We start from the raw sequence: 25,200 nt of genomic DNA, 5'->3' as shown, positions 1-25,200 counted from the left end.
CTTATGCTCGCAATGAAAGTTCCTGATAGATCGTGTAAACAAAAGCAACGATTTGTTGAATCAGGCTGAAGAACAGCAGACCCAAAAAGATGATGACACCCATGACCACGACGGTCAACAGCATCGTCATGATCGTCTTCATAACCGTATATTGATGAACCGTCATCGTTCCTATAAACAGCAGCCAAACAAACCATAGCGCAGCCGCGGATTCCAGCAAATAATAGAATGAAGCCTCGCGCAGCGTAATGACATTGCTGAGCAATATATTGGGCAGATAGATTAGAATTAAAGGGAGCATCGCGTAGCCTGTGGCGATGACAATTTCTTTGAATTTCCCTTCCCCGTCCATCAGTGTAGTCAACGACCAGTTCGCGACGCACCAGAGCAGGAAAGGGAGGACAATGTATTTCAACTCGTCAATGCTGTTTAAATCCAGCGGGTAATTAAAGTTGACTACATAACCGGCATACTGGCGTTTCAGTATCATCATTACCGTCACGCCGAACAAGATGGTAAGCGCGATTCTAAGCTTTCCTTTGTTCTCGTATTTCAGATCCCAAAAACCGTCAAAGGGATGAAAAGCGACATGCAGTGTGTACTTAGCGTCCTTGAGAAACTGCATCCTGTTTCATGCCCTCCTTTCTTAGCCTCATGCCACGGCGCACGGCCATTATGACCACTATCAGCGCGACCACAATCGTCATGTAGGTCCCGAAATACTCGCGCATATATTCCCTGCGGAATTTCGTTAACGCTTTGGAATAATATTCCCTGTCGTTGCCCAGCTTTAAATAAGTCATAGCTTGCTTGTATTCGCCTCGACGCAGCATCGACTTGCCGATTCCGACATAGGCCATTTCGTAATTCGCATCCAGCTTGAGCACTTGTTCCCACAGCTTTGCCGCGTCATCGTGCTTCCCTATACTGTACAAACCGTTCGCTTCGTTAACCAGGCTTCCGAATTTAGTCGCGGCAAACTCGGTAATCATTCCCAGATCACTATCCAGAACAAAAATTCGATTGCCGAAACTTTCAATCGCGACCGGAGTTTTGAACGTGCCGAGTTGATTGCCGTGCTGACCGATTACGTACAATAAATTGCCGTCCTCGTTATAAGTGAAAATCCGCCCCCGAGTCGAATCAAGCGTCCGGTACACGCCATTGCCGCTGACATCGATGTCGATGAAAGCCGATCGCTCTCTACTGAAATCGCCTATCGGACCCCATGCCCCGTTTACGCGAAGCACATCGATGCCGGACGGGTTCAGCCTTTTGACGGGAACTGAAGTTTGCTTGTCAGCCGTAGTCGTAAAGATAAATCCGTCTGCATCTACGTCCACATTGTTAAATTCAATCGGGACAAATCGGATCATTTTTTCCCGCTGTTCTTTTGTCGATACCGTTTTCCAGAACAAATCAACCGGATCGAATTGCACAGGATTCGTACCTATAAAACCGGTAAAGTCGCCAACGCTGTCGAATTCGATAATGCCGTCAAAGACGCCTCTCGCGACAACATAGATTCGGCCGGCTTTATCGACAATGACCTTGCGCGGGAAATATTCGAAATTGTCGCTAAGCACCTCCGACTTCGGAGCGCCGATTTCTCTGATGAACGCTCCGCTCCCGTCCAGTACGACTACGCGCCTATTTTCGGTATCCGCCACATAAATATGACCTGCCCCGCTGACGTAGATGCCTTCCGGTTTATTGAAGCTATCCTGCTTGCCGTTATTATCGAAGCCTTGAATTTGGCGGATCGCCTTCCACTCGCTGTTAAGCACCACAATTCGCCCGTTACCAGAATCCAGAACGTACAGATTGCCGTCAGACGCCGCGAACATATCGCTCGGCGTCGCCATTGGTCCAATGCCTATTTCCTGACCTGTTATCGTCCTGGAAGGAAGATAAGCGATCGGCGATTGAACGGCATTTCCCCAATATGAATAGGTATATCCCTCGTACGGCGATGCGTGAGCCGGCTTAGGACTTAGGCTCGCGATAATCATCACAGCCGCCAGGATCAGAATCGATCGCTTTATTATCAAACCTATACGCCTCCATCGCTTTAGTCCTTCATGCCGGACGAAGCCATCGTTTGAATCACATTGCTTTGAGACAAAACAAAAGTTACGATCGGCACCGTCATCATAATAACCGCAACTGCGGCTCCCACCCCTGCGCGGGCTATACCGCCCTGAACGATTTGCCCCATGGCGTAATGCATCGTCTTAAGCTGCTCGCTGTAGATAAAGCTTCCTCCATCCGTTCCCCACAGCATTTGCATCATCAGGATCAGCAGCGTCAACCAGGCAGGCTTGACGAGCGGCATGACGACCTGCCAGAAAATGCGGTATTCGCTGGCGCCGTCAATCTTCGCGGCTTCCAGCAGCGCGTCCGGTATTTGCTCCATGAATTGCTTCATCAAATACAGGCCGAGCGGAAAAGCGAACGCCGGAACGATTACAGCCTGATACGAATCAATCCATCCCAAGACAGACATGATCATATAGTTCGGAATGGCCGTCACATGCGGAGAAAACATTAGCGAAAGGACAATGACCGTGAACAATACTTTATGACCGCGAAATTTGTGCTTGGCCAGCGGGTAAGCCGCCGCCGAGGCTAGTAGAATATGACCTGCGGTTCCTGCCGCCGTAATAAAAAACGTATTGAAAATATATCTGGAAAATGGCACCCAGGAGTTTTTCATAACTTGAAACAAATCCGCGAAGTTTTCGAACGTCGCATTCCTAACGAACAGCGTAGGCGGGAATATGAACAGCTCATCCAGCGGTTTAAACGCATTATTAATGACATAAATCAACGGTACTGCCATAAAGGCACCGAACACGCCCAGCAAAAGAAGCAGCATGATATCCACCTGCCAAGAGCGGTTCACTTTTTTATTGAGACGTATGGCCAGCTTCATCTCGCCTATTCCCCCACCCTCTTCAGCAACTTTTGAACGACCAGATTCGTGCCCAGCATCAGAATAAACAGCACGGTTGCAATGGCCGACGCATAACCCATTTCGAACCGAATCGTGCCGTAATCCACTAAGTGCGTAACGACCGTATGAGCTCCGTACTGCACGCTCGGAAAGCCCGCTAGAGCCATTGCGACGTCCGCTACCGCAAGGGAGGACGTGATCTGGATGACGGCGCCGAACATTAGTTGAGGCCGCATCGAAGGAAGGGTTATAAACCAAAGCTCCTGCCAGCGGTTTTTGACTCCGTCCACCGCTCCCGCCTCGTACAGCGTGCGGTCAACCGTCTGCAAGCCGGCAATGAAAGCTAGAAAGCTGGTGCCCAGACTCAGCCACAATTGAACGACAATGATGATCGTGAGCATGTATTTTGGATTCTGCAGCCATAGGATCGGCTCGTAAATGATCCCGATCTTCATCAGGAATCCGTTCATGATACCGTACGAATCGCCGGAAAAAATAAATTGCCATATAAAGAAAACGTTGCCCGATATCGATGGCGCGAAAAACACGAGCGTCATGAATGCCCTGACCTTCGGATTAAGCTCATTGATGAGCCAGGCAAAGACGAAACAGGCGATATAGCTGACAGGTCCGGTAATAACGGCAAAGATCATCGTATTTTTAAGCCCGATCAGGAATACGTCATCGTTCCACAACAGCTTGGAATAGTTCTCCCAGCCAATCCAGCGCGGAGCCTCCAACATATTGAAATGCGTAAAACTGAAGAAAATGGATATGACAACCGGGAGCACGGTAAATAACAGGAACAACAACACATATGGAGCCAGCAGGACGTATAAATGCCGATCCCGCTTCACGTCCTTGATGAACAACTCCCATTTCCCTTGCAAGCCGGCAGAGCGGCCCTTCGGCTGTATCATAATCTCGGCCGCGATTTTCGTTTTTTGCAAAAGAGTCCCTCCCTAGTCCTTTCCGTCCAAATTGAACTCGTTACGTTTTTCCGCTATCTCATAGTCGATCTCCTGTACATAGTCATACAAGGCGTCGGCCGTGTTCGTGCCGTTGTTGATAACCTCGCGAAGCGCGTTGTCGAGATGCCTTCCCGTGAAATAACCGCCCGGCACCTCTGGCACACCCTGAACCCATTGCCATTGCTCTTCGAGATTGAGATAGTCGCGCGCCGGCCAAGGCAGCTCTTTGAGCGCTTCGATATTGGCCGTCGGATAACGCGCCGCGGCGCCCATCAGCCCTTCCATCTCTCTGCCGAAGCGTACCTGCGCATCCTTGCTTACCCACCATTTCATGAACTCCCAGGCCGCATCCTTGTCCTTGGCCTGCTTGAGCATGATGGCGGCTGTTCCGCTGCTGGCTACGTCCCGGCGAATTGTGCCGTCCGGCTGCACCATTCCCGGAACCGGAACGAACTCCCATAACCCTTTGATTTCCGGCGCTGAAACGGTCAAATAGTTGTAGAAGGTATAATCCTGAATGCCCACCGGCATTTCACCCGTCCGGAACCGCATCGGAAAATCAAAGATCAACGGTAGCTTGTAGCTGGTATAAAAATCGGTCCATTTCTTGAATGCGCCTAGACCAGTCTCGGTATCCAGACCGCTCTTGGCCCCGTTTTTCAAGTAGAACGATCCATTCATCTGGTATAACAGCATCGCATAAGCACGGTTCGCTTCCAGCACGGGGACACCCGTCGCCTGGGCAATCGGAAGAGCGAAATCCATGTGGTTCTTCTGCAGAACCGGAATCATCGCATATACATCCTCCCAAGTTTGCGGCGGGTCCAAATTCAGCTCCTCCAGAATGTCCTTCCGGTAAAAGAGCATATTGAAGATTTGCTGCTCTGGCAGACCAAATACTTGATTCTCAAACTTGTAAGGAACAGTCGCGCTATCTCTGAATTGCTTCACGACCGCCTCGTAGTCCGGGAATTTCGTCAAATCCTCCGCTGCATTCCGCATACCGAAATTGACCGGCACATCGTTTCCGACCTGCATGGCCACATCGGGGCCTTCACCCGCGAGCGACGCGCGAAGCAGCACATCCTGATTGACAAGCTTAAGATTTACGCCAATTCCGGTAAGCGGCGTAAACGTATCGTCAATCATCGCTTTCAGCACTTGCGCCTGATCGCGCCCCGTTCCTACCCATACCGTTATGGACTGCTTATCGTCAGCCGTGTTTCCGATCGTATCGTAATCTTCAATGAAGGAATGGAAGAAGGATGATACCTCGTGAACGGTTTTTTTGCCAAAGGAAGCATTCGCTTTAGGCAGCTTTACGTCAGACGATGCAAGGACTAAGTAATCGATTTCGAGCGGCTGCTCTCTGACCTGGAGAATCCAGGCGCCTACGCTGCCTACATTGATTTTGAATTGAGCCAATCGCTTCTGAACCGACTCCGGTTTTTTTGCCAAATCTGCCAGCTGATAAGCCGTTTTGTTCAACACGGCGGTTTTGTCGCTTTTTTCGCCCGTCAGGCGTACTAGCTCTTCCGACACGGCATACAAAATGTCGCTTTGTTTCTGGAACACTTCTACCATGTCGGGAATTTGTTTATCTAATTGATAATCACGGTATGGATCTGGCACGTTACCGGTAATCATCAAGATTTTTCGATACATGGCATTAATTTCGAGCAGACTTGCTTCTACTTGGCGTATCAGAGGTGCGATCGCGCCCAGACTGATCTCAAGCTTCAGCTCATGCTTCCCTTTAGTCAAATAGAATAAATAAGGCTCTTCCTCGCTGCCGAGCACATTCATCTGCCAATCCGAGTCGTAATAAAACGGAATTTGCGTCATTTCCTGAAACGGGATTTTCCCGTCAATCCATAGCGAGCGTGTAGAATAAATGCCCCTTAGCAATTCTTGCCTGTTCTTAATGGCAATGCGGTATAATCCGTCCTCCGGTGCTTCAATTTCCCATCCGATCCATTGGCCCGGCACCCGCCAGTTGTTGCCACCGATTGTGTTCATTCTGATCTTCGATACGTCATAAGGCTCTGTAGACGGACTCGAACGGTCGGGAATGGGATATAAAGTCGGCGATGACTTGTAAGCGGCGTTCTCACCCTGCACTTTGATCAGGTGCCCGCTGGTCTCGTTATAACCCTTAGATGCGTAGTCTGCCTTCACCTCTTCGTAAGCATCAGGCCCATCGTAGCGATACAATTTGATATAGTCGATTGCCATCGGCTCTCTGGAAGACACCAGTGTCAACGTGTGCTTGCCAGCTGTGAAATAGAAGAGATACGGTTCTTCGAAATATCCCTCTGTATCTCTAAGCAGCGTCTCCTGCCACATAGGCGATTCGACCTGGCGCGGCCGCAGCTCGTTGCCCCGATTATCTTGCATGATTTGATCGCTTTCGTTTTTCCATACACGGTTAAAAATCAGGTTTCTGGCGCTGGTGAACGGAAGCTCTCCGTCGATCAACAGCTCCCTTTCGATTGCAGAGCTTTTGCCTTCGATCGGAAAATAGTTAATGGCGATATGATATAAACCGGGTGTCGGTACCTCAAGTTCCCACCCGATCGAACCGCTCTCCGCCGTCTTGACGAAGTCGCCCGATATTCCACCCAGCTCGCCTCCGATTTCGGGGTTCATTTCATTAGCGCTTGTAAAGTCCGCCCCTCGAATCACGATCTCCTCATTTGGCCGTTCTTCATCTTCGTACTGCTGCAAATAATGCTCGTAGCTGTTCTCTGATACGTTCGTCAAGGAGTTCTGGCCGCTCTTTGAATCGGCTTCTATATTTGTCGCGGCTTTAGTACCGGATGCGTCGGACTGATATGCAGGGAAAACCAATATCGAGATCAGCATAGCGATGACAATCAGCCAAGCGACGGTCATTCTGGAAAAGGCGATTTTCACCTCATCCCCCCCTTTAGCAAACTAGCGGAATCTTGTTTTGTCAGCAACCGCCCAGTCTTCCATAATCGGAAAACCGGGCAGTCTGCTTGTTCACCTATAATTCTTTCCGAATATCTACTCTTTCTTCTCTTCTATCTCACCGCTCAGCACTTTTTCAGCAGCAGCTTGCGCTGGTCCGATAACTTGAGCGACGCCCGTCGAAGGAGTAATTTCGCCTTTAACAAACTTACCTGTCACAGAGTCAAGCTGATCCTTAACGCCGAGACCTCCGAATCGTCCGCCGATCACCCGCTGTACCTTGCCAGCTTCATTCATAGCATTAGCGATGGAAGTTTCATCCGGCAGCACATTTTCAAGCCACAGCTTGCGGTTTGCTTCCCAGTTGTCGAAATCTTGCAATTCTTCCCAGATCTTCACAATGGCTTCCGCGTCCTTGACACCCTTTGGAATGACATAGGCAGCGGTTTGTCCAAGCGGATCTGTATAGGATGACGCATTAGGTGCTTTAGGGAAGTAAACGTATCCCCATTCATCCTTCATCTTGTCTTGAAGGCGTCCCTCGATTTCCCATAGTCCGCCCGGATACATAGCAATGTTGCCTTCCGCGAAATATTTCGCCGGATCCTCCCAGTCGTTTCCTTCGTTCGCCTTCACGACCTTATGTGTGTTATACAGCTCGTACAAGAAATTAAGCCCATCCATTGCGGCAGGAGAATCAAAGCTTGCTTTTTTGCTCGCTTCATCGTAGATAAGGCCGCCGTTGCTGGTAATCAGCTGCTCCGAGAAAATATAATGCGCGCCGGCAAGACCGTATTGGTCAACTTTTCCGTCACCGTTATTGTCAACGGTCAGTTTCTTCGCAGCATCAAGCATTGTCGTCCAATTCCAGTTGTCCTCATCCATCAGCTGTTGCGGATCTTTCAAGCCAGCTTCCTTGAAAATCCGTTTATTGTAATACATACCGGAGTCGTTCGCGTTGAACCAGCTCTCCAATCCGAATACATTCTCGCCGCCAAAACGCATCGCTTCGACTACGTCCGGCGCAATGCGCGTATTATTGAGGGCATCATCCAATGGCGTTAGGAATCCTCCGTGCATAAGTCCCCAAATGAATCCGTCGGGTATGCGGACGATTTCTGCGAAAGGATCGTTAGCCATGACAGAGGAAGAAAGCTTCTCCGAAGTCGACCAGTATTCCGTATTCAAATACTTAATTTTGACGTTATATTTTTCTTCCACCTTTTTGATTCTTTCGCGGGCCAGTTCGTCCGCTTCCGAATCTCCGACAGGGGTTGCATCCCACCAATGCGAAATGCGAATTTCTCTGCCTCCCAAATCAGCGGCAGGCGGTTCAGGTTCCTCGGTCGGAGCTTCCGTTGCAGCTGGTGCCTCGGTGGCAGGTGCCTCGGTGGCAGGTGTATTTCCTCCGTTGTTGCCACTGCATGCAGATATAATCGTCAACACAGCTATTAAAAAAATAATCAACATTGGTTTCATCTTTTTCAACTGTTTCATTGTTTAGCACACTCCCCTTTAATGAATGATTAAACAAATAGAAGCAAGACAGGCAGTTTAGTTAAATAAAAATCGACTCTCCCCTCCCTAAATAAAATTGTATATAGTGGCGGTTGCCATTATATAAGAATTCAGGAAAAATTTGATTGCGGGAAACAGACTTTTCTGATACCTCTAATTTTATGCAATGGGTTTCATGAAAGCCCTTTCAGTATATCCCGGTTCCAATCTTTGGTCAATAATAAAGTTTTATTTTTCCAACAATGCCTTGCGAATGATAATTACAACAACCTTGGCTTTAGCAAACCCATAAATAAAAAAGAGCAGCAAACCAGATAAATCTGATTGCTGCTCTTGAAGGAAGCTCTTTATTTTTTATCGCCAGTGAGGCATTATTTTCTCCGTGAACTTTGTCGAATGATAAGCTGAGGCTCGAGCGAGGTAAGCTTTTTGACTTTTTCTTTGTTCATCATCGCTTTAAGAACTTTAACGGCCGTCTTCCCAAGCTCGTGCGCCTGCTGGGAAACCGTAGTCAGCTCGGGGATAAAATGATGCGCCAGCGGAATATCGTCAAACCCGACGACGGACATATCATCCGGAATGGTCAGTCCGGCCTCCGTCGCAGCCTTAATCGCTCCGATCGCCGTATAATCGTTGACGCAGAACACGGCAGTTGGCCTCTCCTTCATGGCAAGCAGCTTAAGCATTTGATTTTTGCCCGAATCGATAGAGAAGCTGTCCGGGAGCAGCCATTCTTCCCGTATCTTCTGTCCCTTATCTTTCAGCGTCTTTCGAAATACACGCAGTTTGTTGGAAGTCGTCGTCATATGGATTTCTCCGCCAATAAAGCCGATTTCCGTATGCCCCAGGTCGATTAAATGCTGGACCGCTAGAGCGGTGCCCGCCGACTCGTCCGTAGCAACCCTAATCAAGTCGGTGCCCCGCAACCCTCCGTTTACCAGCACGGTCGGGATGACGCTAGCGCACTGTACGAGCTCCTGTGCCAGATGTTCCTCGCAGTGCTTTAAATTGATCCTGCCTCCCATAAAAATAATACCGTCTACACGTTTCTCCCGCATGATGCTGAGATATTCCGATTCCTTAGCATAATCGCCGATCGTGTTGCTAAGCAGGAAGGTATGTCCCGACTGCATTGCCTCATGCTCGACTCCGGCGAGCACTTCAGGGAAAAAGGGATTGGTCAGATCGGGTACGATTACGCCAATAATTCCGGTTTCATTTTTAAGAAGGCCTCTGGCCATTGCATTAGGCTGAAAATTGTATTTTTGAATAAGCTCTTCAATCTTGGCACGGGTAGAACCTTTTACCGGAGCGGTATCGTTCAATACCCGGGAAACAGTCGAAATCGATACATTTGCCTCCTTGGCAATGTCATATATGGTGACCTGTCTCAAGCTAAACGCTTCCTTCCTACTTTCATGTCTCGGATTATTATAGCAAAATCAGACATGTTATGTAATGCATTGCACCCATCTTCCATTTATGAAATGGGTTTCATAAATGGAACTTAAAGTATAGAACTACTTTGTAAACATTGTCAACGGTTACCATCTTCGAGATTCATAAGCACGGATAGCAACGGATAGAAAAGCGAAACTCGGACATTGAAAATAGCTCTAAGCGAATCAAGCGTAAACGGCTGTCGCCGTCCTCAGTGGCAAAAGCTATCGTTTCGCGGAGATATATAAGCACATTTATAATGTGAAAACTTATAAATTCTTATATATAAACAAAAATAGAGATTCCCTATCTTAAGGATAGAGAGTCTCTTCGTTCATTTACTGCTTTTTTGTTTTACTTAGCCGCTTTGACTGAATTTCCTTTGATCAGCGTAACATATATCCGTTCATTCTCCACCGAATCGCCGTTTATAAGCTTGATCAGCTGCTCGGCAGCAAGCGCGCCCCATTTGCGCTTCGAATAATCAATCGTAGATAGGCGCGGCTGCGTATACGAAGCCAGCTCCATGTTATCGAAGCCAACGATATGAATTTGTTCCCCGATCCGAATGTTCGGATGGTTCCCCGCCAAATAATTAAACATGCCGATCGCCATCTCATCATTAAAGCAAAACACTGCTGTGGAGACTGAACTGCCGCTGCTTTCCGCCATTATTCTCGCGGCTGCCCGCTCCCCCGCCGACTTATTGAAGTCGCCTTCGATGATGGTAAGCTTAACGCCAGCTGTCCGCTCTACCGCTTGCGTGACTGCTTGCAGCCGCTGCTTCGAATCATACGAGCCGTTAGGTCCCGTTACGACGTAAAGCGTTCGGTGCCCTTGCTCGATAAGATATTCCGCTGCCAGCATAGCTCCCGCTTTGTTGTCGAGCAGAACCTGATTGATATTCGGATGCGAAAGCTCTCGATCCAGCACAACGAGCTTATGCCCGCGATTTGCATAGCTCATCAGCTCTTCGCTGCCGAATGTCTCGTCCAATACAATGGCTCCGTCGATCATGCGCTCAGGCAACATCCGATGGGACTGCTTGCCGCTGCATACAATAAGGTCGTAGCCCTTTTGCGTCAAAATCTCCTTTGTTCCTTGCAAGAGATCGCCATAGAACGCGCCGCTGAAGTCGGTAAGAAAGACACCGATAATTTTCGTTTCCCTCGTCTTGAGCGATCTTGCAGCAGCGTTCGGGACATAATTCAATTCCTTGGCAATAGCAAGTATTCTTGCCGTCGTCTCGTCTGTCACCTTGGGGCTGCCGTTAAGCGCATAAGATACGGTCGAGATCGAGACCCTCGCTTGTTTAGCGATATCTTTAATACTAACCACAGCACTCGCTCCTATCTATCATTGTTCAATCATTATATCACAAAGACTGGCGGTTCTTGGATACCGCCAGTCTGCTTCTTACATAAATATTTCTATCCGGTTCGATGCTGCAGCTAGGCTTTCTTTCAATTGCTCGCCTGGAATTTGAATACCGCCTGTACGATAGCGGTTAGCTGACGGTATTAGCGGCATCTCCCTGCCGTTAATCGTTATTTTTGTTATCTGCTTCGCATCGCTGAGGCGATAGACGAAGGTAATCGGCAAGCCGTTCCACATGAATTCGAATTGCATGCCATCAAGCTTGGCAGGCAGAATCGGATCGATGACCATCTCGCCCTCTGATTGACGAATGCCGAGTGCATTCGAAATCAATTGGTTCATATAAATGCCGGGGCCGCTTGAATAAATCCGCCAGCCGCCCTTAACCGGCACTGTACCTTCACGCAGCTCGCCGAAGCGCTCCTGCGCCTCATAACGGTTATTGAATTTACCATCCGAGCTGCTGAAATACGAGTTGCTTTGGCGCAGCTCTGCATTTGGCACGACATCGCGCAGGCCGACTGGATTAATCATCAGTAGGCTTTGCCACACTTCATCGGTCTTGCCCAGCTTCGCCATTGCCTCTACATAACGTATATGAGCATGCACGTATTGCAAACCAACCTCCCGGCCGAAGTTCGCTGCCTGCTCCGCTCGCTTGAAGTTCGTGCTTACGCCACCCGCATACTGCGCAGGGCGATCCATGAGCCGCACGCCATCCGGGCAATACAGCTGCTCTTTAATAATGCGGTAATGCTCCGCCGCTTGCTCCTCTGTCAGCAGCTCGCTGATCATGCTGCGCGTCATTGGGAGCAGTCGGTATTGAATGCCTGTAGTCGTATCCGTAGGGTGAAGCATCAGCTTCGCATCGCCCGGCTTCTCCATATAAACAAAGCCTGGAATAACATCTTGCTGAAGCATATACCGGTTGAAATCTTCTTTGATCGCGGATGCCAGCTCCGTAAGCTCGGCTGCCTGCACCTCATCTACGGACTCCATCACTCGTCCAAACTGCGCAATAACCTGATACGTCAGCGCTACGGTCCAGCTGCTGACCATATATTGCTTCAACTGCGCATTTGCCGGTTGAAGTGTGTCATCCCAATCGCCGTCGCCATATGAAGACAAATGCGTGTCATGCAGGAAGTGATCCTTCATATAAGCAATTTCCTTCAGCGCATGCTCAAGCAGCGTTGCCGATTCCGTCGTAAATTCACCCTTGTGGCGTACCGTATAAGGAACGCGTTCCTGCAAAATGCTGTAATCCTTCGTCGCAGCGAGGTAATCGCCCAGCACCTTAAGCGGCCAGACAATAATATCGCCATGACTCTCTTCCTGCTGAATGCGGAAGTACCGGTCGAACATGAACCATTGCGGCCAATTGCCGTCATCCTCATATTGATGCGAATAAACGGTCTTAAGAATTTCCGCAACCTGTTCGTATTTGCGCATCGCCATGAAATATTCCGTCGGCCCCTGACAGACGTCACGCGTTCCCCACGCTGCGCCGCCGTATTGTTCCAATCCGTGCGGAACGGAATAATGGACGAGCATATTGTGCGTGTACCACCATGCCAACGCGTTCACTTTGTCAAGCTCAGCCGCAGCTTCAGCAGTTCCCTCCCCTGATAAGCGGAAGCCGTTCATTACATTCCGGAAAAATTCACGGTAACGCTCGATTTCCAGCTCCGATTTCCGTTCTGTGAACGGCAGATCCTCACCATGCAAGAGTCCTTGCATGGTAATCGTCCATTCTGCGCTCGCGCCGAGCAAAAGAACCACTAATGAAGCTGCCCGAGGCTTAACGCCGCTGATAAGCAAGCTTTCATCGCCTGTTGTCATGTCCGCTCCGTCAACAGTCATCCGGTATTGCAGATCAGGGAAGACGGATGAACTGATCGATTCATGGTTTGCCTTAAACGTAAGCACGCCATCTGCTTGCTCCATATGGAATGGAAGCTCATATTCATTGTTGTTCATCGACACTTGGTTCGTAACGAGGCAGCGATAAGCTTTCCCGTTAACCGAACGCAAATGGAGACGTACCTCAGGCGTATCGACTGTCGTAAAATTCGTAATCATAAGCGTATCGTCTGCCATTTTGTAATACCAACGGGCATAGTTGAACCCGATCTCGAACATCGAAGGCATCGTGAGCAGGCGGTACGTTCCTTCCAGCTCAACATAGATGCGCTGACCCGATGTCTTGAGCGTATTCAGAGCGCTGCGGGCATTTGTAAGCATCTTATGGAAGTTCGTATTTCCTGTTAACAGCTGCGAGTTAAAAATACCATACATATATGAAGTTGTAGTCATTACGTTCTCAGTCAACTTGTCGTTGCCGCCGGACATCAGAATATGACCATGCGGACGCTCCACTAGCAGCTCCTTCTCCTTCAGCACGACATGCTCATGGCTGTCGGTGAAGAAGGAAAGCAGCTTGCCATCCTGCCATTCCTCTTGATGACGGAGAGGGAAATAGGCGTCAATCTCCGCTGTAGTCATCGATGCCGTATGTAACGGTGAACCGATGGATGCTGCGAACTCAACTTTAACTGCAGGCTCAGAAGCAACTGCAAGATCAGCTTCTTTGGTGCGTTCAACCTCTTCCCAAGCGCTCCGAACTTCCGAGCCGAATGCCAACGAATCGACAGCAGAAGGATGATTCGCCTTGAACAAGCCGTAAAATACGAAGCGCGCTTCCCCCTTAAGCTGGGTAAGTTCCGATTGCAGCGCCGCATATCCGAATTCGTATTGGTATACTTCATTCGCTAGCTTAGGCTTGCCAAGAGCTTCAGGCACATCCGTTTCCTTATAGCTGATGCCGAAGAATTGGAATCCATCCGTCGAATAGCCATCCGCACCCGTAAGCGAGCCATGCTGCATATAAGGAAATGCGCCGCCTTGCATCGGCTGATTCTGACGGAAGCACAGCACATAGCCTTGTTCCTCGTCTTTAAACGCCTTATGATCGACATACTGCGACATATAAGCCTCGTTTGTCCGTACCGCGCCGATATCTGCGAGACCAATATCCTGACCATAAATGATATCGATCTTCGCTTCTCTTCCATGCGAATCAACCGTTACATCCCAGAACCAGATGCCATGCTTTGTCGCTGTGAATACAACGCGGTAGGAGATGCCGCCAAACGCTGTCCCCTCAAATAACAGGCGTCCGCCCGCAGTCGACATCCGGCTCGATGAACGAATGCCAAGCAACGGCTTGTAAGAAATGCCTTCTGCGCTATGCATGCGTAAATATATGTTGTTAAGCGATCCGTCAACAGAATTCGATACCACTTGATTAAGCATCGTTCCTTGATGAACGGCTCTCGAGAGATCCCCGCTGCTTAGAAAATCAAACGTTAGCTCTCCCGCTTTTATCTGTACCAAATCCATCGCCTTATGCGTATCGATTAGAGCTTTCATGCTTCTCACTGCCTTTCTATTTGCTTAGTTTGAATTTAAGCGCCGTTACATCCCGGCTATTAGGACCGATATAAAGTTCAAAATCGCCAGGATCGCTGGCAAAGGTAAGATCAGCATGATAATAGCGCAGCTGCTTCTCCTCCAGCGTGAAGGAGATTTCTTTGCTCTCGCCCGGCTGCAGCATAACCTTGCGGAATGTTTTCAGCTCCTGCAGCGGACGAACGACATCGCCCGCCATGTCCCGTACGTACAGCTGCACGGTATCCTCGCCAGCGCGATCCCCCGTGTTCGTTACGGTTATGTTTACATGCAATGGTTCCGAAGTACTCATCGTATCCACAGCCATCACCGCTTCGCTGTATTCAAATGTCGTATACCCTAGCCCGTAGCCAAACGGCAACATCGGCTCATTCGGAATGTCCAAATATTGCGATACGTATCTCACCTGCGCATCCGGAGCGCCCTGCGGGCGGCCGGTATTGAATCGGTTATAATAGACCGGCACTTGGCCGACGGAATAAGGAAATGACATCGTTAGCCTTCCGGTTGGCTCAGATTCACCGAACAGCAGCTCCGCAATAGCTGCGCCCCCTTCTGTTCCTGGGAACCAAGCTTCCAGCACCGCGTCTGCTTGATCGATAACGCTGTGCAGATCAAGTGGACGCCCGTTGAATAAGACAGCGACCATCGGCTTGCCGAACTGCTTCAGCTTAGCAACCAGCTCAAGCTGAACCTGCGGCAGCTGGATATTGGACCTGCTTCCCGCTTCCCCGCTCATATCGGAATGCTCGCCCAGTGCCAGCACAAGGACATCCGCATTACCTGCCGCTGCAAGCGCCGCTTGCCACTGCTCATCTGTCGCCGTTTCGATGCCGCAGCCCTCTGCCACAGACAACAGTGACGCATCTATCTTGCTCCCGATACCTGCTGCAAGCTGAATAGCCTCGTCTTTGGAGCCAAGCCAAGACCAAGGACCAAGAATATCGCCGTTAGCCGCAAACGGGCCGATTAATGCGATTTTCTGTTCACGTCCAAGCGGGAGTAAGGCATCATTTTTCAAGAGCACACATGATTTAAGCGCCAGCTCGTGCGAAGCCTTCAGGTGGGCTGCCGAGCCAACGATTTCCTGCTCAAACTCCGCATTCGCGCCGCGGAATGGCTGTTCGAATAAACCAAGCTTTTGTTTAAGCTCCAGAATACGCAGCACAGCTTCATCGATCAGCGCTTCGTCAATCTCGTTCGACTCAACAAGATGCTTTAGATGATCGGCGTAACAGGTTGTCATCATCTCGATATCTACGCCCGCTCTGAGCGCTTTCATCGCCGCTTCAGCCTCATCCGCCGCAACGCCATGCGGGATCAACTCTTTTACCGCGCCCCAATCGGAGATCATGACGCCGTCAAACGCCCATTCCCCGCGAAGCAGATCACGCATGAGCCATTTGTTACCTGTAGCCGGTATGCCGTCCACTGTATTGAATGCCGTCATGACCATCTCACAGCCTTCATCCAGCGCCGCTTTATAGGAAGGCAAATAAAACTCGCGAAGCTGACGCTCGGAAAGATCGACCGTGTTATAATCGCGTCCGCCCTCCGCAGCTCCATATGCAGCAAAGTGCTTCACGCAGGCAGCGACGCGGCTGACATCATTTACAAGATCCTTCCCTTGGAAGCCTCTTACGAATGCTCTCGCAAACTCGCTGTTCAAATAAGGGTCCTCACCGGTCGATTCCATCACTCTGCCCCATCTTGGGTCGCGCACGAGATCGACCATCGGAGCGAACGTGACATGTACGCCAGCCGCCGCCGCTTCCTTGGCAGCAATCTCCGCGCTTTGCTCAGCCAGCTCCAAATCCCATGAGCAGCCGATCGCCAGCGGAACAGGGAAGATCGTTTTGTAGCCGTGTACGATATCTGCCATTACGAGCAGAGGTATACCCAGGCGATTGGTCGCCAAATGCTGTTTCTGGACATTAATGACATCATCAGCCCCAGTTAAGCCGAGCACCGAGCCCGTATTGCGTACCGTATCCTCCGTTATGCCCATCTCCGCCATCGGCCCTGTTATTTGTCCATCCGCACCTTGAAAGAAAGGAGCCGCCAGCTGCAGCAGCTGTCCAACCTTCTCCTCAAACGTCATGAGCTCTAGAAGTTCCGCAGGTTGCTTCACCATATCCGTGTTCCTCCCTCGTTGTATCCGATCATATCTATCATTCTTATCTTTAATGTTTGCAGGTCCTGCTGTCTTTACAACAAAAAACGTGTAATACCCAATCATCAATACAATCGAAACGTTTCTATTGAAACCTAATCTGGATTATAAACAATTAAAAAAGAGTCGTCAATGACTGATTCATATCGATTTTTACCATTAAATGACTATTTCCGTTAAATAAAAAGGGGTTGAATACGATTACAGTTTGATCTATAATGATGTCGAAACGTTTCGAAACTCAATTATCGACTGGATTGCAAGCTATTCATGGGGAATTATTTCGATCATAGAAACGTTTCACCACATCAAAAAGAAATTCGAAATACATGTGGCGAACGTTTTTGCTTTAGGAGGTGCTTAAGCAGTATCCTGCTTGTCCTATTCAGCAATATGGCTGAAACGACAACCGATTTCGTGCATAACTTGCACATATTCACTGCATAGTACTTATTAGAATCATTTACTCGGGAGGAATATTTTATGTTTAAAAAATCGGTAGCAACCGTACTAGCCAGCTCTATGCTGCTTATCGGAGCACTCACTGCGTGCGGAGGCAACGGCAACGACAAAGCCGCTGACAGCAAAGTAACGATCAACGTATGGGGCATGGGTGAAGAAGCAAAAGCTTTGCCGAAAATTGCTGAGCAATTCGAAAGCGAGAATCCTAACATTAAAGTCAATGTACAGGCACTTCCTTGGGATACGGCGCATGATAAGCTTTTGACGGCGGTCGCTTCCAAGAAAGGACCGGATGTGCTTCAAATGGGTACGACTTGGATACCTGAATTCGGCTCCGCCAAGGCGCTTATGGACCTGACTCCTTACGTCGAGCAATATCCAGAGCTAGCTGAAGAGAATTTCTTTCCCGGATCGATTTCAACGACCAAATACGAAAATACTACTGTCGGCGTGCCTTGGTATATCGACACTCGCGTACTTTACTACCGTACAGACCTGCTGAAGGAAGCCGGCTATGATCAAGCGCCGCAAACGTGGGACGAGCTTAAGGATGCAGCGACCAAGCTTAAAGCTCGCGGTAAAAACAAGTACGGCATCAGCCTTGATGTAAACGAGCAATCGCTTCTATTCATGTTTGCGCGTCAAAACGGCTCGAAGCTTATCGAGAATAATAAGCCGTTATTCAACCAACCGGAGTTCGTTGAAGCGGTCAACTACTTGAACAGCTTCTTCAAAGACGGCTCTGCACCGATTGATCTTGGCATGGACATCATCCCTGCGTTCAAGGGCGATGGCATTCTGCCCATGTTCATAAGCGGCCCATGGATGATTAAACTAATCAACGACCAAGCTCCTGAACTTAAAGGCAAATGGGCTACAGCCGTGCTTCCTAAAAAAGTGAACAACTTATCTTCCCTAGGCGGCTCTAACTTGTCCGTATTCCAATATACAGAGCACAAAGAAGAAGCTTTGAAATTTCTAGCTTACATGAGCAAGCCTGAGACGCAGTTGAAATGGCTGGAGCTGTCGAACTCCCTTCCTTCCACGAAGAAAGCTTGGGAAGACGAAGCTTTGACGACTGACCCTAACTTGAAAGTCATTGGAGAGCAAATGAATAACTCGGAGCCAATGCCGGTAATTAAGGCGTGGGAAGAAATCGCACAAAACGTTCTTTCCACGTTCGAGAAAATCTATCGCGGCAAGGCAGAAGTACAAGAGGAACTGGACAGCTTCAACGCTAAATCCGAGCAAATTTTGAATAAATAATGATCGCTAGTGTCGGCAGCGCACCTGAAACGGAGCCGCTGCCGGTTCCATTAGGAATGGATGAAGCTTGCGCTCATAGCAAAGGAAGGGTCGTATATGAAAGGGATCTCCCAGAGCAAGGCACCGTATTTCTTTATCGCTCCAACGCTTATTTTACTTACCTTATTCTCGTTATTGCCGATCCTCGTGGCTTTGATAATAAGCTTTACGAATATGGACTTGGCGGGCCTCGCTGATTGGTCCAATATTTCATTCGTCGGATTCAAAAACTATGTAGACGTGCTGGCTGATCCTGTTTTTGTAAAAGCCATTTTGAATACGTTGTTTTACGTTATTATCGGGGTTCCCCTCGTCATCTTATGCTCGCTCGCTATTGCGATCATGATTAATTTCGGCGCGAACCGTGTGTTCAAAGCTTTCCGCGTTATTTATTACATGCCTTCGGTTACGAACGTTGTTGCAGTTGCGGTCGTATGGGGTTTTCTCTACAACCCTGCATTTGGTCTACTCAATTATGTCCTCGATTCGATCAACCTGCCTGCCGTCCCTTGGCTTCAAGATCCGATTATGGCCAAGGTATCGCTTATTCTGATGGCGGTATGGAGAGGGATCGGTCTAAATATGATCATCTTTATCGCTGCTCTGCAAGGCATTCCGAAATCTTACTACGAGGCAGCTCAGCTCGATGGCGCAAGCACATGGAAGCAGCTTATCCATATTACAATTCCAATGCTTCGCTTCGCGATCTTCTTCGTATCGATCACGACGATGATCGGCTGGCTGCAATTTTTCGAGGAGCCATTCATTATGACAAACGGCGGCCCGCTCGACAGTACGACATCCGTAGCGTTGTTCATTTACCGCAACGGATTCCAGCTTAGCAACTTCGGATACGCGGCAGCGGGATCGTTTGTCCTGTTTATCGCAATCATTATTATTACGCTAGTTCAATTCAGATTCCAAAGCAAAGAAACGGATCTATAATCAAACGGAGGTGTAATGGATGAGTTCGCAAACAAAAGCGTCAAGCGCCTCAAGCGGCGAAAAAGCGCTCAAGTGGATACTGGGCATTTGCCTCGCGGTCGGCGGGGTATTGGTCATCCTTCCTTTCGTATGGATGATCCTATCTGCCTTCAAGCCGGAGGGCGAGATTCAGAATATCCCGCCCACCCTGCTGCCTGAGCGGTTCACGACAGAAAACTTTAAAAACTTGTTCGAGAATATGAACTTTGGCGTCTATTTGAAAAATACGCTTATTATCGTCATCTTCTCCTTTATCGGCTTATTCATGAATGCGATGGCTGGATTCGGTTTTGCGAAATATAAATTCAAGGGCAGCAATAACATGTTCTACATCGTGCTCGCTACGATGATGATTCCTGGTCAGGTTACAATGATTCCGGTCTACCTGATCCTGAATGAGATGCATCTAACGAATACGATGATCGGCGTCGTGCTTCCTGGTCTTGTTGGAGCGTTCGGCATATTCCTGTTCCGTCAGTTTATGTCCACCATTCCGGATGAGCTGCTTGAGGCGACCCGTCTTGACGGTGCAAGTGAATTCCGCACCTTCCTGCAGATCGTGCTTCCGATCTCGAAGCCCATACTCGCGGTACAAGGCATTCTCGCCTTCATTGGCGGGTGGAACAGTTTCCTATGGCCGCTCATTATCGCGAATGATGAGAAGCTGTACACCCTCTCCGTCGGCTTATCGTTGCTTAAAGGGCAATACGGCGGAAACTATGCGCTTCAAATGGCCGGCTCTACATTTATGGTTGTGCCGATTATCATTATATTCATCTTCTTCCAGAAGCATATTATCGAGAACTACGCCATTTCAGGCATTAAGTAGTAACAGCAGGGGCTGTCCTACAAGGTCTTTATTGACCTTTGAGGACAGCCTCTGCATCGTTTCAGAAGTATATTAGGATGCAAACGTGAGCGGCAAATTAAAGCAAGCCCTTCTCTTTCAAGTTCAGATAGCTGACTGTCGCAGTCTCGATCCCCGTAAGATTGCGGAGCTGGTCCTGCTCGACAGTCATCCATTCAACTCCGATTTCCTTTGCTGCATCAATGGATTCCTTAATTTTCACTATACCCGTACCGACCGCAGTCCACTTTCCGATCTCGTCGATGCCGTAGATGTCTTTCAAATGGATGGCCGGTACGCGGCCCGCCATCTTGTGAAGGATGTGTGCCGGATCGGCGCCGCCAACCGTAATCCACGCGACATCCAGACGGAAGAAGAGATTTCGAGGATCCGTATGCTCTGCTAAAATATCCAATGAGTAAACGCCGTTGAATGTTCTTTGGAACTCATGGGCATGATTATGGTAGCAAAATCTCAGCCCCTCCGCTGTAAAACGAGCGCCTGCTGCATTGTATAATTCAGCATCGCGAAGCAGCTGCTCCCGTGTATCTACAACGTCCCACCAGAAGGTGACATCCTTCGTTTGTAACGCGTGGGCCTCTCTAATTACTTTATCGAGCTCCTTCTCGTCGCGCAGCTGTTCCTTGTTGACGCTGTGCGTAGCAACTTGGAGTCCCAATCCGTGGAACCGCGCTACATTAGCCTTTACATCTCCTTTGAGCAGCTCAGCTCCACCTTCGATCCCCTCATATCCGATCTCAGCTACACGCTGCATGGTACCCCAGAAATCCTGCTTCGCTTCTTCGTTAACGATTCCGATTAAACCAAGTTTAGGTCTCGACATTGTAAGGTTCGCGCTCCTTATTTAGTAAATTGGCCGTTCTCTAACATCGTGATAAATGGACTGTCAGTTACGCCGGTTAGCTTCAGCTCTACGCGTGCATTTCGGCGTACCGACTCATAAACAGCAAAAATAATTTCCGAGGCGCGAAGCGCCTTTCGATGCGAAACCTCTGGTTCTTCGCCTGTCTCTAAACAGTCGATCGCGTGGCGGACATAACCCTTCATCTGATCGGACATCGAGGATAATTCCATCTCAGGTTTCCAAGTCGGATCCTCATAGTTGACACCTCTGACAATTTGCCCGTCCCACATTACTTCGATAAAGCCCTCGGCGCCGATCACCCGAACTCCAGCCCAAATCTTCGCCATATCCTGACTCGGTTCCCATGTATCGATGGAGCCGGAATAGAGATTGGCTTGGACACCGTTAGCAAATACGATCTGCCCTGACGCCCCGCATTCTGAAGCAACGTTGAACCAGTTAAATATTTCGGTGGTATCGACCGCTCCAAGCACCCATTTCGCTGAGGTTTCATCAAGATAGCTTATCGCCTGGTCAAAAGTGTGGATGCCGCAATCCAGCAAATTGGGCGGGGAATATAGATCCATTCGGAGCACTTGTCCGATTTTCCCTTCCTTTATTAGGCGCCTTACGGTTTGATTTCCCTTTGCAAAACGTCGTTGAAGAGAGAAGGTCAGCTGACAGCCCGTCTCATCAGCGATCAGGCCCATCTCTTGGCATTCTCCCCAGGTCGCCGACATCGGTTTCTCACACAGTACGGCTTTGACGCCGGCTTCCGCACAATCACGAAATACCGATAAATGCAGTGGAGTCCATAAACAGATTAGAACTACGTCAGGCTTCTCCTTCGCCAGCATTTCCTTGTGGTCAGTGTAGATCTTTGCTTGAAAACCAAATTCGGCATTCAGCATTTCAGCCGATGCAGTTGAGATATCGGACAAAGCGACAACCTCACACCTGTTGTCGTCTTGTACGCCGATCGCGTGTTCATGCGCACGTTTGCCGCAGCCGATAAAAGCTACCCGTTTGGTTTGTGTGTTCACCCTAAATCCTCCCCTTCAATCTATATACTTTTGAGACAGCAGCTTCTATTATTCTTTTTCTTGTCTTTTCTGGACGGAATCGCGTATTACCAATTGTGTCGGGAATTTATAAAACTGATCAACCTCTTTACCTTCAAGAATTTGAAATAACACATGGGCGGCCAATGCACCGCGTTCGTATTTAGGCTGCATTACTGTCGTGAGAGAAGGCCGGACATACTGCGCCAATTCAATATCGTCAAAGCCAATGACCGAGACATCGGACGGCACTTTTATGCCATGCTCCTTGAACGCTTTCATTCCGCCGATTGCCATTTCGTCGTTGGCATACATAATGCTCGTTGGCAATTTCCCTTGCGCGATAAGCATTTTGGTCATACTATAGCCGTTATCCCGTGTAAAAACCCCAAATTGATGCAGTTTACCATCCGAATCCAATCCATGCTTGCGCAATGCGCTTTCATATCCGTTAACACGCATCGTATGAAGACGGTCTAACGCGTTACCGCCTATATAAGCAATATCCCGGTGTCCTTGTTCAATAAAATATTCCGCCGCCATGTAGCAGCCTTCTTCGTTATCGACTTCGATGCTGACAACAAATTCGTTATCTACTCGCCGATCAAGCAGTATGATTGGAAACTCTTTTCTGGCTGATTGCATAATAATGTCTTCGCTAATATTGTAGGCCAATACGATGGCTCCATCGACCCGCTTCTCTGTCAAAAATTTGACTGCGGTGGACGATTCCTCTCCCATCGAGCTGCAAGCCAGCAAGTCATAGCCTTTGGACAATGTAACTTCCTGAATGCCTTTCACCAATTCCGAATAATGCGGGCCCGCCAAATCCGTCACGATAAGCGCGATCGTACGCGTGCTGTTTCTTTTTAAATCGGAAGCGATTCCGTTTTTCTGATAATTCAATTCACGAGCGGCTTCTAAAATTTTTTGTTTCGTATGTTTGCTTACTTTAGAGTTATTATTCAAGGCGTACGAGACCGTCGATATCGATACACCTGCCATTTTAGCGACATCTTTAATCGTAGCCATTCTGTCTTGTCTCCCCACACATCCGAATCAGGGAAATCCCTCGTCCGAAACCAATGTTTTACTTTGTCAAACGTAAACGGCCCTTACCGTATTTCTTGTAGAATAAGCTATCGTTTCATGGTGAATTCTAAGCCCAAATACGTGTAAAATATATATTCTTAGAATTTAAGGATAAGGGAGCTATGAACATAGCTCCCTTACGACTTCTCAATATACGTCAGTTGCCAGATACAAAATCGGCAAGCTGTGCTTGGACTTCTGCAATGACCTTGTCAACACCCGCTGCTTGCAGCTGTTTTCTGTACTCAGCCACCGCTTCTTTCGGATCTTTGCTTGTTTTGCCAAGCATAAGCTGCATGCCCAGTTGTGAATTTACGTTAGAAATAGCTGCAATCTCCGTCGTCACTTTCGATGGATCGAAGCTGAATCCCATGTACGGATCGTTGATGGCGAAAGTATCCCATTCTGCGTACAACGTGTTACGAACCGGGTTTTCCGTATCCATGCGCAAATTATATTTATCATTCCGTAAGGACCATGTCGCGAAACCACCGCCGTCGACTTTATCATCAAAACCTGCCGGCGTTTTCTTAACGCCGTCTTCAACGATGTACTGACGGCCTTCGATGCCATATTGTATCAAATTGTAATATTCCGGATCGGTCATAAACTTTTCAATTGCCATCAGTGCACGTTCCGGATTTGCAGAATTCGAGCTGATAACAGTGGAGTTCTCTACGCCCATTTTACGTTTAATCTTCTTCCCTGCTTCAGCAAACGTATAGAAATAAGGATCCGATTCCGGCTGTGCTTTCATGTCCGATCCATACTTGCCAATCCAATCCTGTGCATGAGTAAGGTAACCCGCTGAGTTAGCCGCTCTAAAGTTAGTCCCGGCATCGACTTGCGAGGACAGGATGTCCTTTGGCCAGTATCCTTTATCCGACCACTCGCGCATTTTCACAGCCCAATCTTCAAACTCTTGGGTGAAGGCCGGGTGGAAAACGGTTTTATAATCTTTCGGACTCTTCGTAACAAGATTAAGCTCCGTTAGAGATATACCAGGCGCGTTCTGCCACTCACCCGTCGTATCGACCAGCATTCTAAACATGTTAAAAGCGTCGTTTGCATTGCCGTTGATTGGCGGATAGGACTCGTTCGCCAATACATTGTCCATGTATTTCTCCATGTCTTCAATGGTGCTGATTTTCTCCATGCCATACTTCTTCAGCAGATCGGAGCGGTAGCCAAAACCAGCGGGCGTGTATTCACTGTACAAAGAAGGCACGCCGTAGATTTTGCCGTCGAACTTAGAACCTGCCCAGGTTTCTTCAGGTATAGCTGCCTTCAGAGTTGGGGCAACCTTATCCAGCATATCCGTGATATCTACAAGCGCATCCTGCCCGGCCAGCGAATAATAGGACACCGCGGCACCTGGTGACGCATGAGCCATATCGAACTTCTCGCCAGAGGCGAACAGCAACGGATACTTAGTAGCAATATCCGGCCAGTCAATATACTTGACCTCCAGCGTCGCATTAATATCGCGTTTAAGCAATTTGTTGATCTCAGCCAGAATGTCCTTATTGGCAACGCCTTCAGAACCCCATAAATAATAAACCAGCTTGACCTCTTTAGAAATGTCAACACCGCTCGAGTTAGTAGACGCTGCCGGCTCAGTTGATGGCGTGTTCTCTTCCTTTGATGACGTACAGCCAGCCAATAGGCTGCTCAGCATAATAACAGCCAGTATCAAAATCGAAAATGTTTTACCTTTCATGATATTGCCTCCCTTTTTTAGTTA

General features: G+C 48.7%; 17 protein-coding genes. 3 read left to right on the top strand and 14 right to left on the bottom strand.

Annotation, left to right across the window (positions count from 1 at the left end; translation table 11 throughout):
• Position 1: 1 nt before the first annotated feature.
• The 10 genes from RCO25_RS08595 to bglX all read right to left on the bottom strand — a co-directional run bounded on the left by RCO25_RS08595 (position 2) and on the right by bglX (position 16,801).
• Positions 2-625, bottom strand: a complete 624-nt coding sequence (locus RCO25_RS08595) for a Yip1 family protein (protein WP_308995723.1) — start codon at positions 623-625, stop codon at positions 2-4.
• Entirely contained in the window at positions 603-2,051 is a 1,449-nt protein-coding gene (locus RCO25_RS08590) for a gluconolactonase (protein ID WP_308995722.1), read from the bottom strand. The genes RCO25_RS08595 and RCO25_RS08590 overlap by 23 nt, the downstream gene beginning before the upstream one ends.
• Before the next feature lie 20 nt (positions 2,052-2,071).
• Entirely contained in the window at positions 2,072-2,935 is an 864-nt protein-coding gene (locus RCO25_RS08585) for a carbohydrate ABC transporter permease (RefSeq protein ID WP_308995721.1), read from the bottom strand.
• A gap of 5 nt (positions 2,936-2,940) precedes the next feature.
• Complete coding sequence (locus tag RCO25_RS08580; RefSeq protein ID WP_374992080.1) at positions 2,941-3,906, bottom strand: carbohydrate ABC transporter permease; 966 nt, start codon at positions 3,904-3,906, stop codon at positions 2,941-2,943.
• Between the two features lie 12 nt (positions 3,907-3,918).
• The gene (locus RCO25_RS08575) at positions 3,919-6,843 is read right to left on the bottom strand and encodes an extracellular solute-binding protein (protein WP_308995720.1); all 2,925 of its coding nucleotides are present in this window, start codon (positions 6,841-6,843) and stop codon (positions 3,919-3,921) included.
• Between the two features lie 114 nt (positions 6,844-6,957).
• Positions 6,958-8,358 (bottom strand): ABC transporter substrate-binding protein, encoded by a 1,401-nt coding sequence (locus RCO25_RS08570; RefSeq protein ID WP_308995719.1) that lies wholly within the window; start codon positions 8,356-8,358, stop codon positions 6,958-6,960.
• A 392-nt stretch (positions 8,359-8,750) separates the two neighbouring features.
• On the bottom strand, positions 8,751-9,773 hold the full coding sequence (locus tag RCO25_RS08565) for a LacI family DNA-binding transcriptional regulator (RefSeq protein ID WP_308995718.1): 1,023 nt from the start codon (positions 9,771-9,773) through the stop codon (positions 8,751-8,753).
• 400 nt (positions 9,774-10,173) lie between these two features.
• A complete protein-coding gene (locus tag RCO25_RS08560; protein ID WP_308995717.1) occupies positions 10,174-11,157 on the bottom strand; it encodes a LacI family DNA-binding transcriptional regulator in 984 nt (327 codons plus the stop codon).
• Between the two features lie 78 nt (positions 11,158-11,235).
• Positions 11,236-14,628 (bottom strand): GH36-type glycosyl hydrolase domain-containing protein, encoded by a 3,393-nt coding sequence (locus RCO25_RS08555; RefSeq protein ID WP_308995716.1) that lies wholly within the window; start codon positions 14,626-14,628, stop codon positions 11,236-11,238.
• Between the two features lie 16 nt (positions 14,629-14,644).
• The gene (bglX, locus tag RCO25_RS08550; RefSeq protein ID WP_308995715.1) at positions 14,645-16,801 is read right to left on the bottom strand and encodes a beta-glucosidase BglX; all 2,157 of its coding nucleotides are present in this window, start codon (positions 16,799-16,801) and stop codon (positions 14,645-14,647) included.
• Positions 16,802-17,323: 522 nt separating this feature from the next.
• Here bglX and RCO25_RS08545 point away from each other — a divergent pair.
• From RCO25_RS08545 to RCO25_RS08535, 3 genes are all read left to right on the top strand, one after another.
• Positions 17,324-18,568: a sugar ABC transporter substrate-binding protein gene (locus RCO25_RS08545; RefSeq protein ID WP_308995714.1), complete on the top strand. Its 1,245-nt coding sequence runs from the start codon at positions 17,324-17,326 to the stop codon at positions 18,566-18,568.
• 96 nt (positions 18,569-18,664) lie between these two features.
• Complete coding sequence (locus RCO25_RS08540; RefSeq protein WP_308995713.1) at positions 18,665-19,552, top strand: carbohydrate ABC transporter permease; 888 nt, start codon at positions 18,665-18,667, stop codon at positions 19,550-19,552.
• Positions 19,553-19,571: 19 nt separating this feature from the next.
• Positions 19,572-20,420 carry a carbohydrate ABC transporter permease gene (locus tag RCO25_RS08535; RefSeq protein WP_308995712.1) on the top strand — a complete coding sequence of 283 codons (849 nt, stop codon included), beginning with the start codon at positions 19,572-19,574 and terminating at the stop codon, positions 20,418-20,420.
• A 97-nt stretch (positions 20,421-20,517) separates the two neighbouring features.
• Here RCO25_RS08535 and RCO25_RS08530 read toward each other — a convergent pair whose 3' ends face one another.
• From RCO25_RS08530 to RCO25_RS08515, 4 genes are all read right to left on the bottom strand, one after another.
• Positions 20,518-21,282, bottom strand: coding sequence for a sugar phosphate isomerase/epimerase family protein (locus RCO25_RS08530; RefSeq protein ID WP_308995711.1), 765 nt, complete (start codon positions 21,280-21,282; stop codon positions 20,518-20,520).
• A gap of 17 nt (positions 21,283-21,299) precedes the next feature.
• The gene (locus RCO25_RS08525; protein WP_308995710.1) at positions 21,300-22,346 is read right to left on the bottom strand and encodes a Gfo/Idh/MocA family protein; all 1,047 of its coding nucleotides are present in this window, start codon (positions 22,344-22,346) and stop codon (positions 21,300-21,302) included.
• 48 nt (positions 22,347-22,394) lie between these two features.
• Positions 22,395-23,396, bottom strand: a complete 1,002-nt coding sequence (locus tag RCO25_RS08520) for a LacI family DNA-binding transcriptional regulator (RefSeq protein ID WP_308995709.1) — start codon at positions 23,394-23,396, stop codon at positions 22,395-22,397.
• A gap of 217 nt (positions 23,397-23,613) precedes the next feature.
• Positions 23,614-25,176 carry a DUF3502 domain-containing protein gene (locus tag RCO25_RS08515; RefSeq protein ID WP_308995708.1) on the bottom strand — a complete coding sequence of 521 codons (1,563 nt, stop codon included), beginning with the start codon at positions 25,174-25,176 and terminating at the stop codon, positions 23,614-23,616.
• Positions 25,177-25,200: the final 24 nt, after the last annotated feature.

The organism is Paenibacillus sp. LHD-38, assembly GCF_031157315.1.
GTDB lineage: Bacteria > Bacillota > Bacilli > Paenibacillales > Paenibacillaceae > Pristimantibacillus.
Note: the sequence above shows the minus strand (reverse complement) of the source record. Positions and strands in the feature narration are given on the sequence as shown.

Coding starts and splice junctions, on each gene's coding strand:
- RCO25_RS08555 (WP_308995716.1), bottom strand. CDS start 14,628: ATGAAAGCTCTAATCGATACGCATAAGGCGATGGATTTGGTACAGATA.
- RCO25_RS08540 (WP_308995713.1), top strand. CDS start 18,665: ATGAAAGGGATCTCCCAGAGCAAGGCACCGTATTTCTTTATCGCTCCA.
- RCO25_RS08515 (WP_308995708.1), bottom strand. CDS start 25,176: ATGAAAGGTAAAACATTTTCGATTTTGATACTGGCTGTTATTATGCTG.
- RCO25_RS08585 (WP_308995721.1), bottom strand. CDS start 2,935: ATGAAGCTGGCCATACGTCTCAATAAAAAAGTGAACCGCTCTTGGCAG.
- RCO25_RS08535 (WP_308995712.1), top strand. CDS start 19,572: ATGAGTTCGCAAACAAAAGCGTCAAGCGCCTCAAGCGGCGAAAAAGCG.
- bglX (WP_308995715.1), bottom strand. CDS start 16,801: ATGGTGAAGCAACCTGCGGAACTTCTAGAGCTCATGACGTTTGAGGAG.
- RCO25_RS08530 (WP_308995711.1), bottom strand. CDS start 21,282: ATGTCGAGACCTAAACTTGGTTTAATCGGAATCGTTAACGAAGAAGCG.
- RCO25_RS08545 (WP_308995714.1), top strand. CDS start 17,324: ATGTTTAAAAAATCGGTAGCAACCGTACTAGCCAGCTCTATGCTGCTT.
- RCO25_RS08520 (WP_308995709.1), bottom strand. CDS start 23,396: ATGGCTACGATTAAAGATGTCGCTAAAATGGCAGGTGTATCGATATCG.
- RCO25_RS08595 (WP_308995723.1), bottom strand. CDS start 625: ATGCAGTTTCTCAAGGACGCTAAGTACACACTGCATGTCGCTTTTCAT.
- RCO25_RS08570 (WP_308995719.1), bottom strand. CDS start 8,358: ATGAAACAGTTGAAAAAGATGAAACCAATGTTGATTATTTTTTTAATA.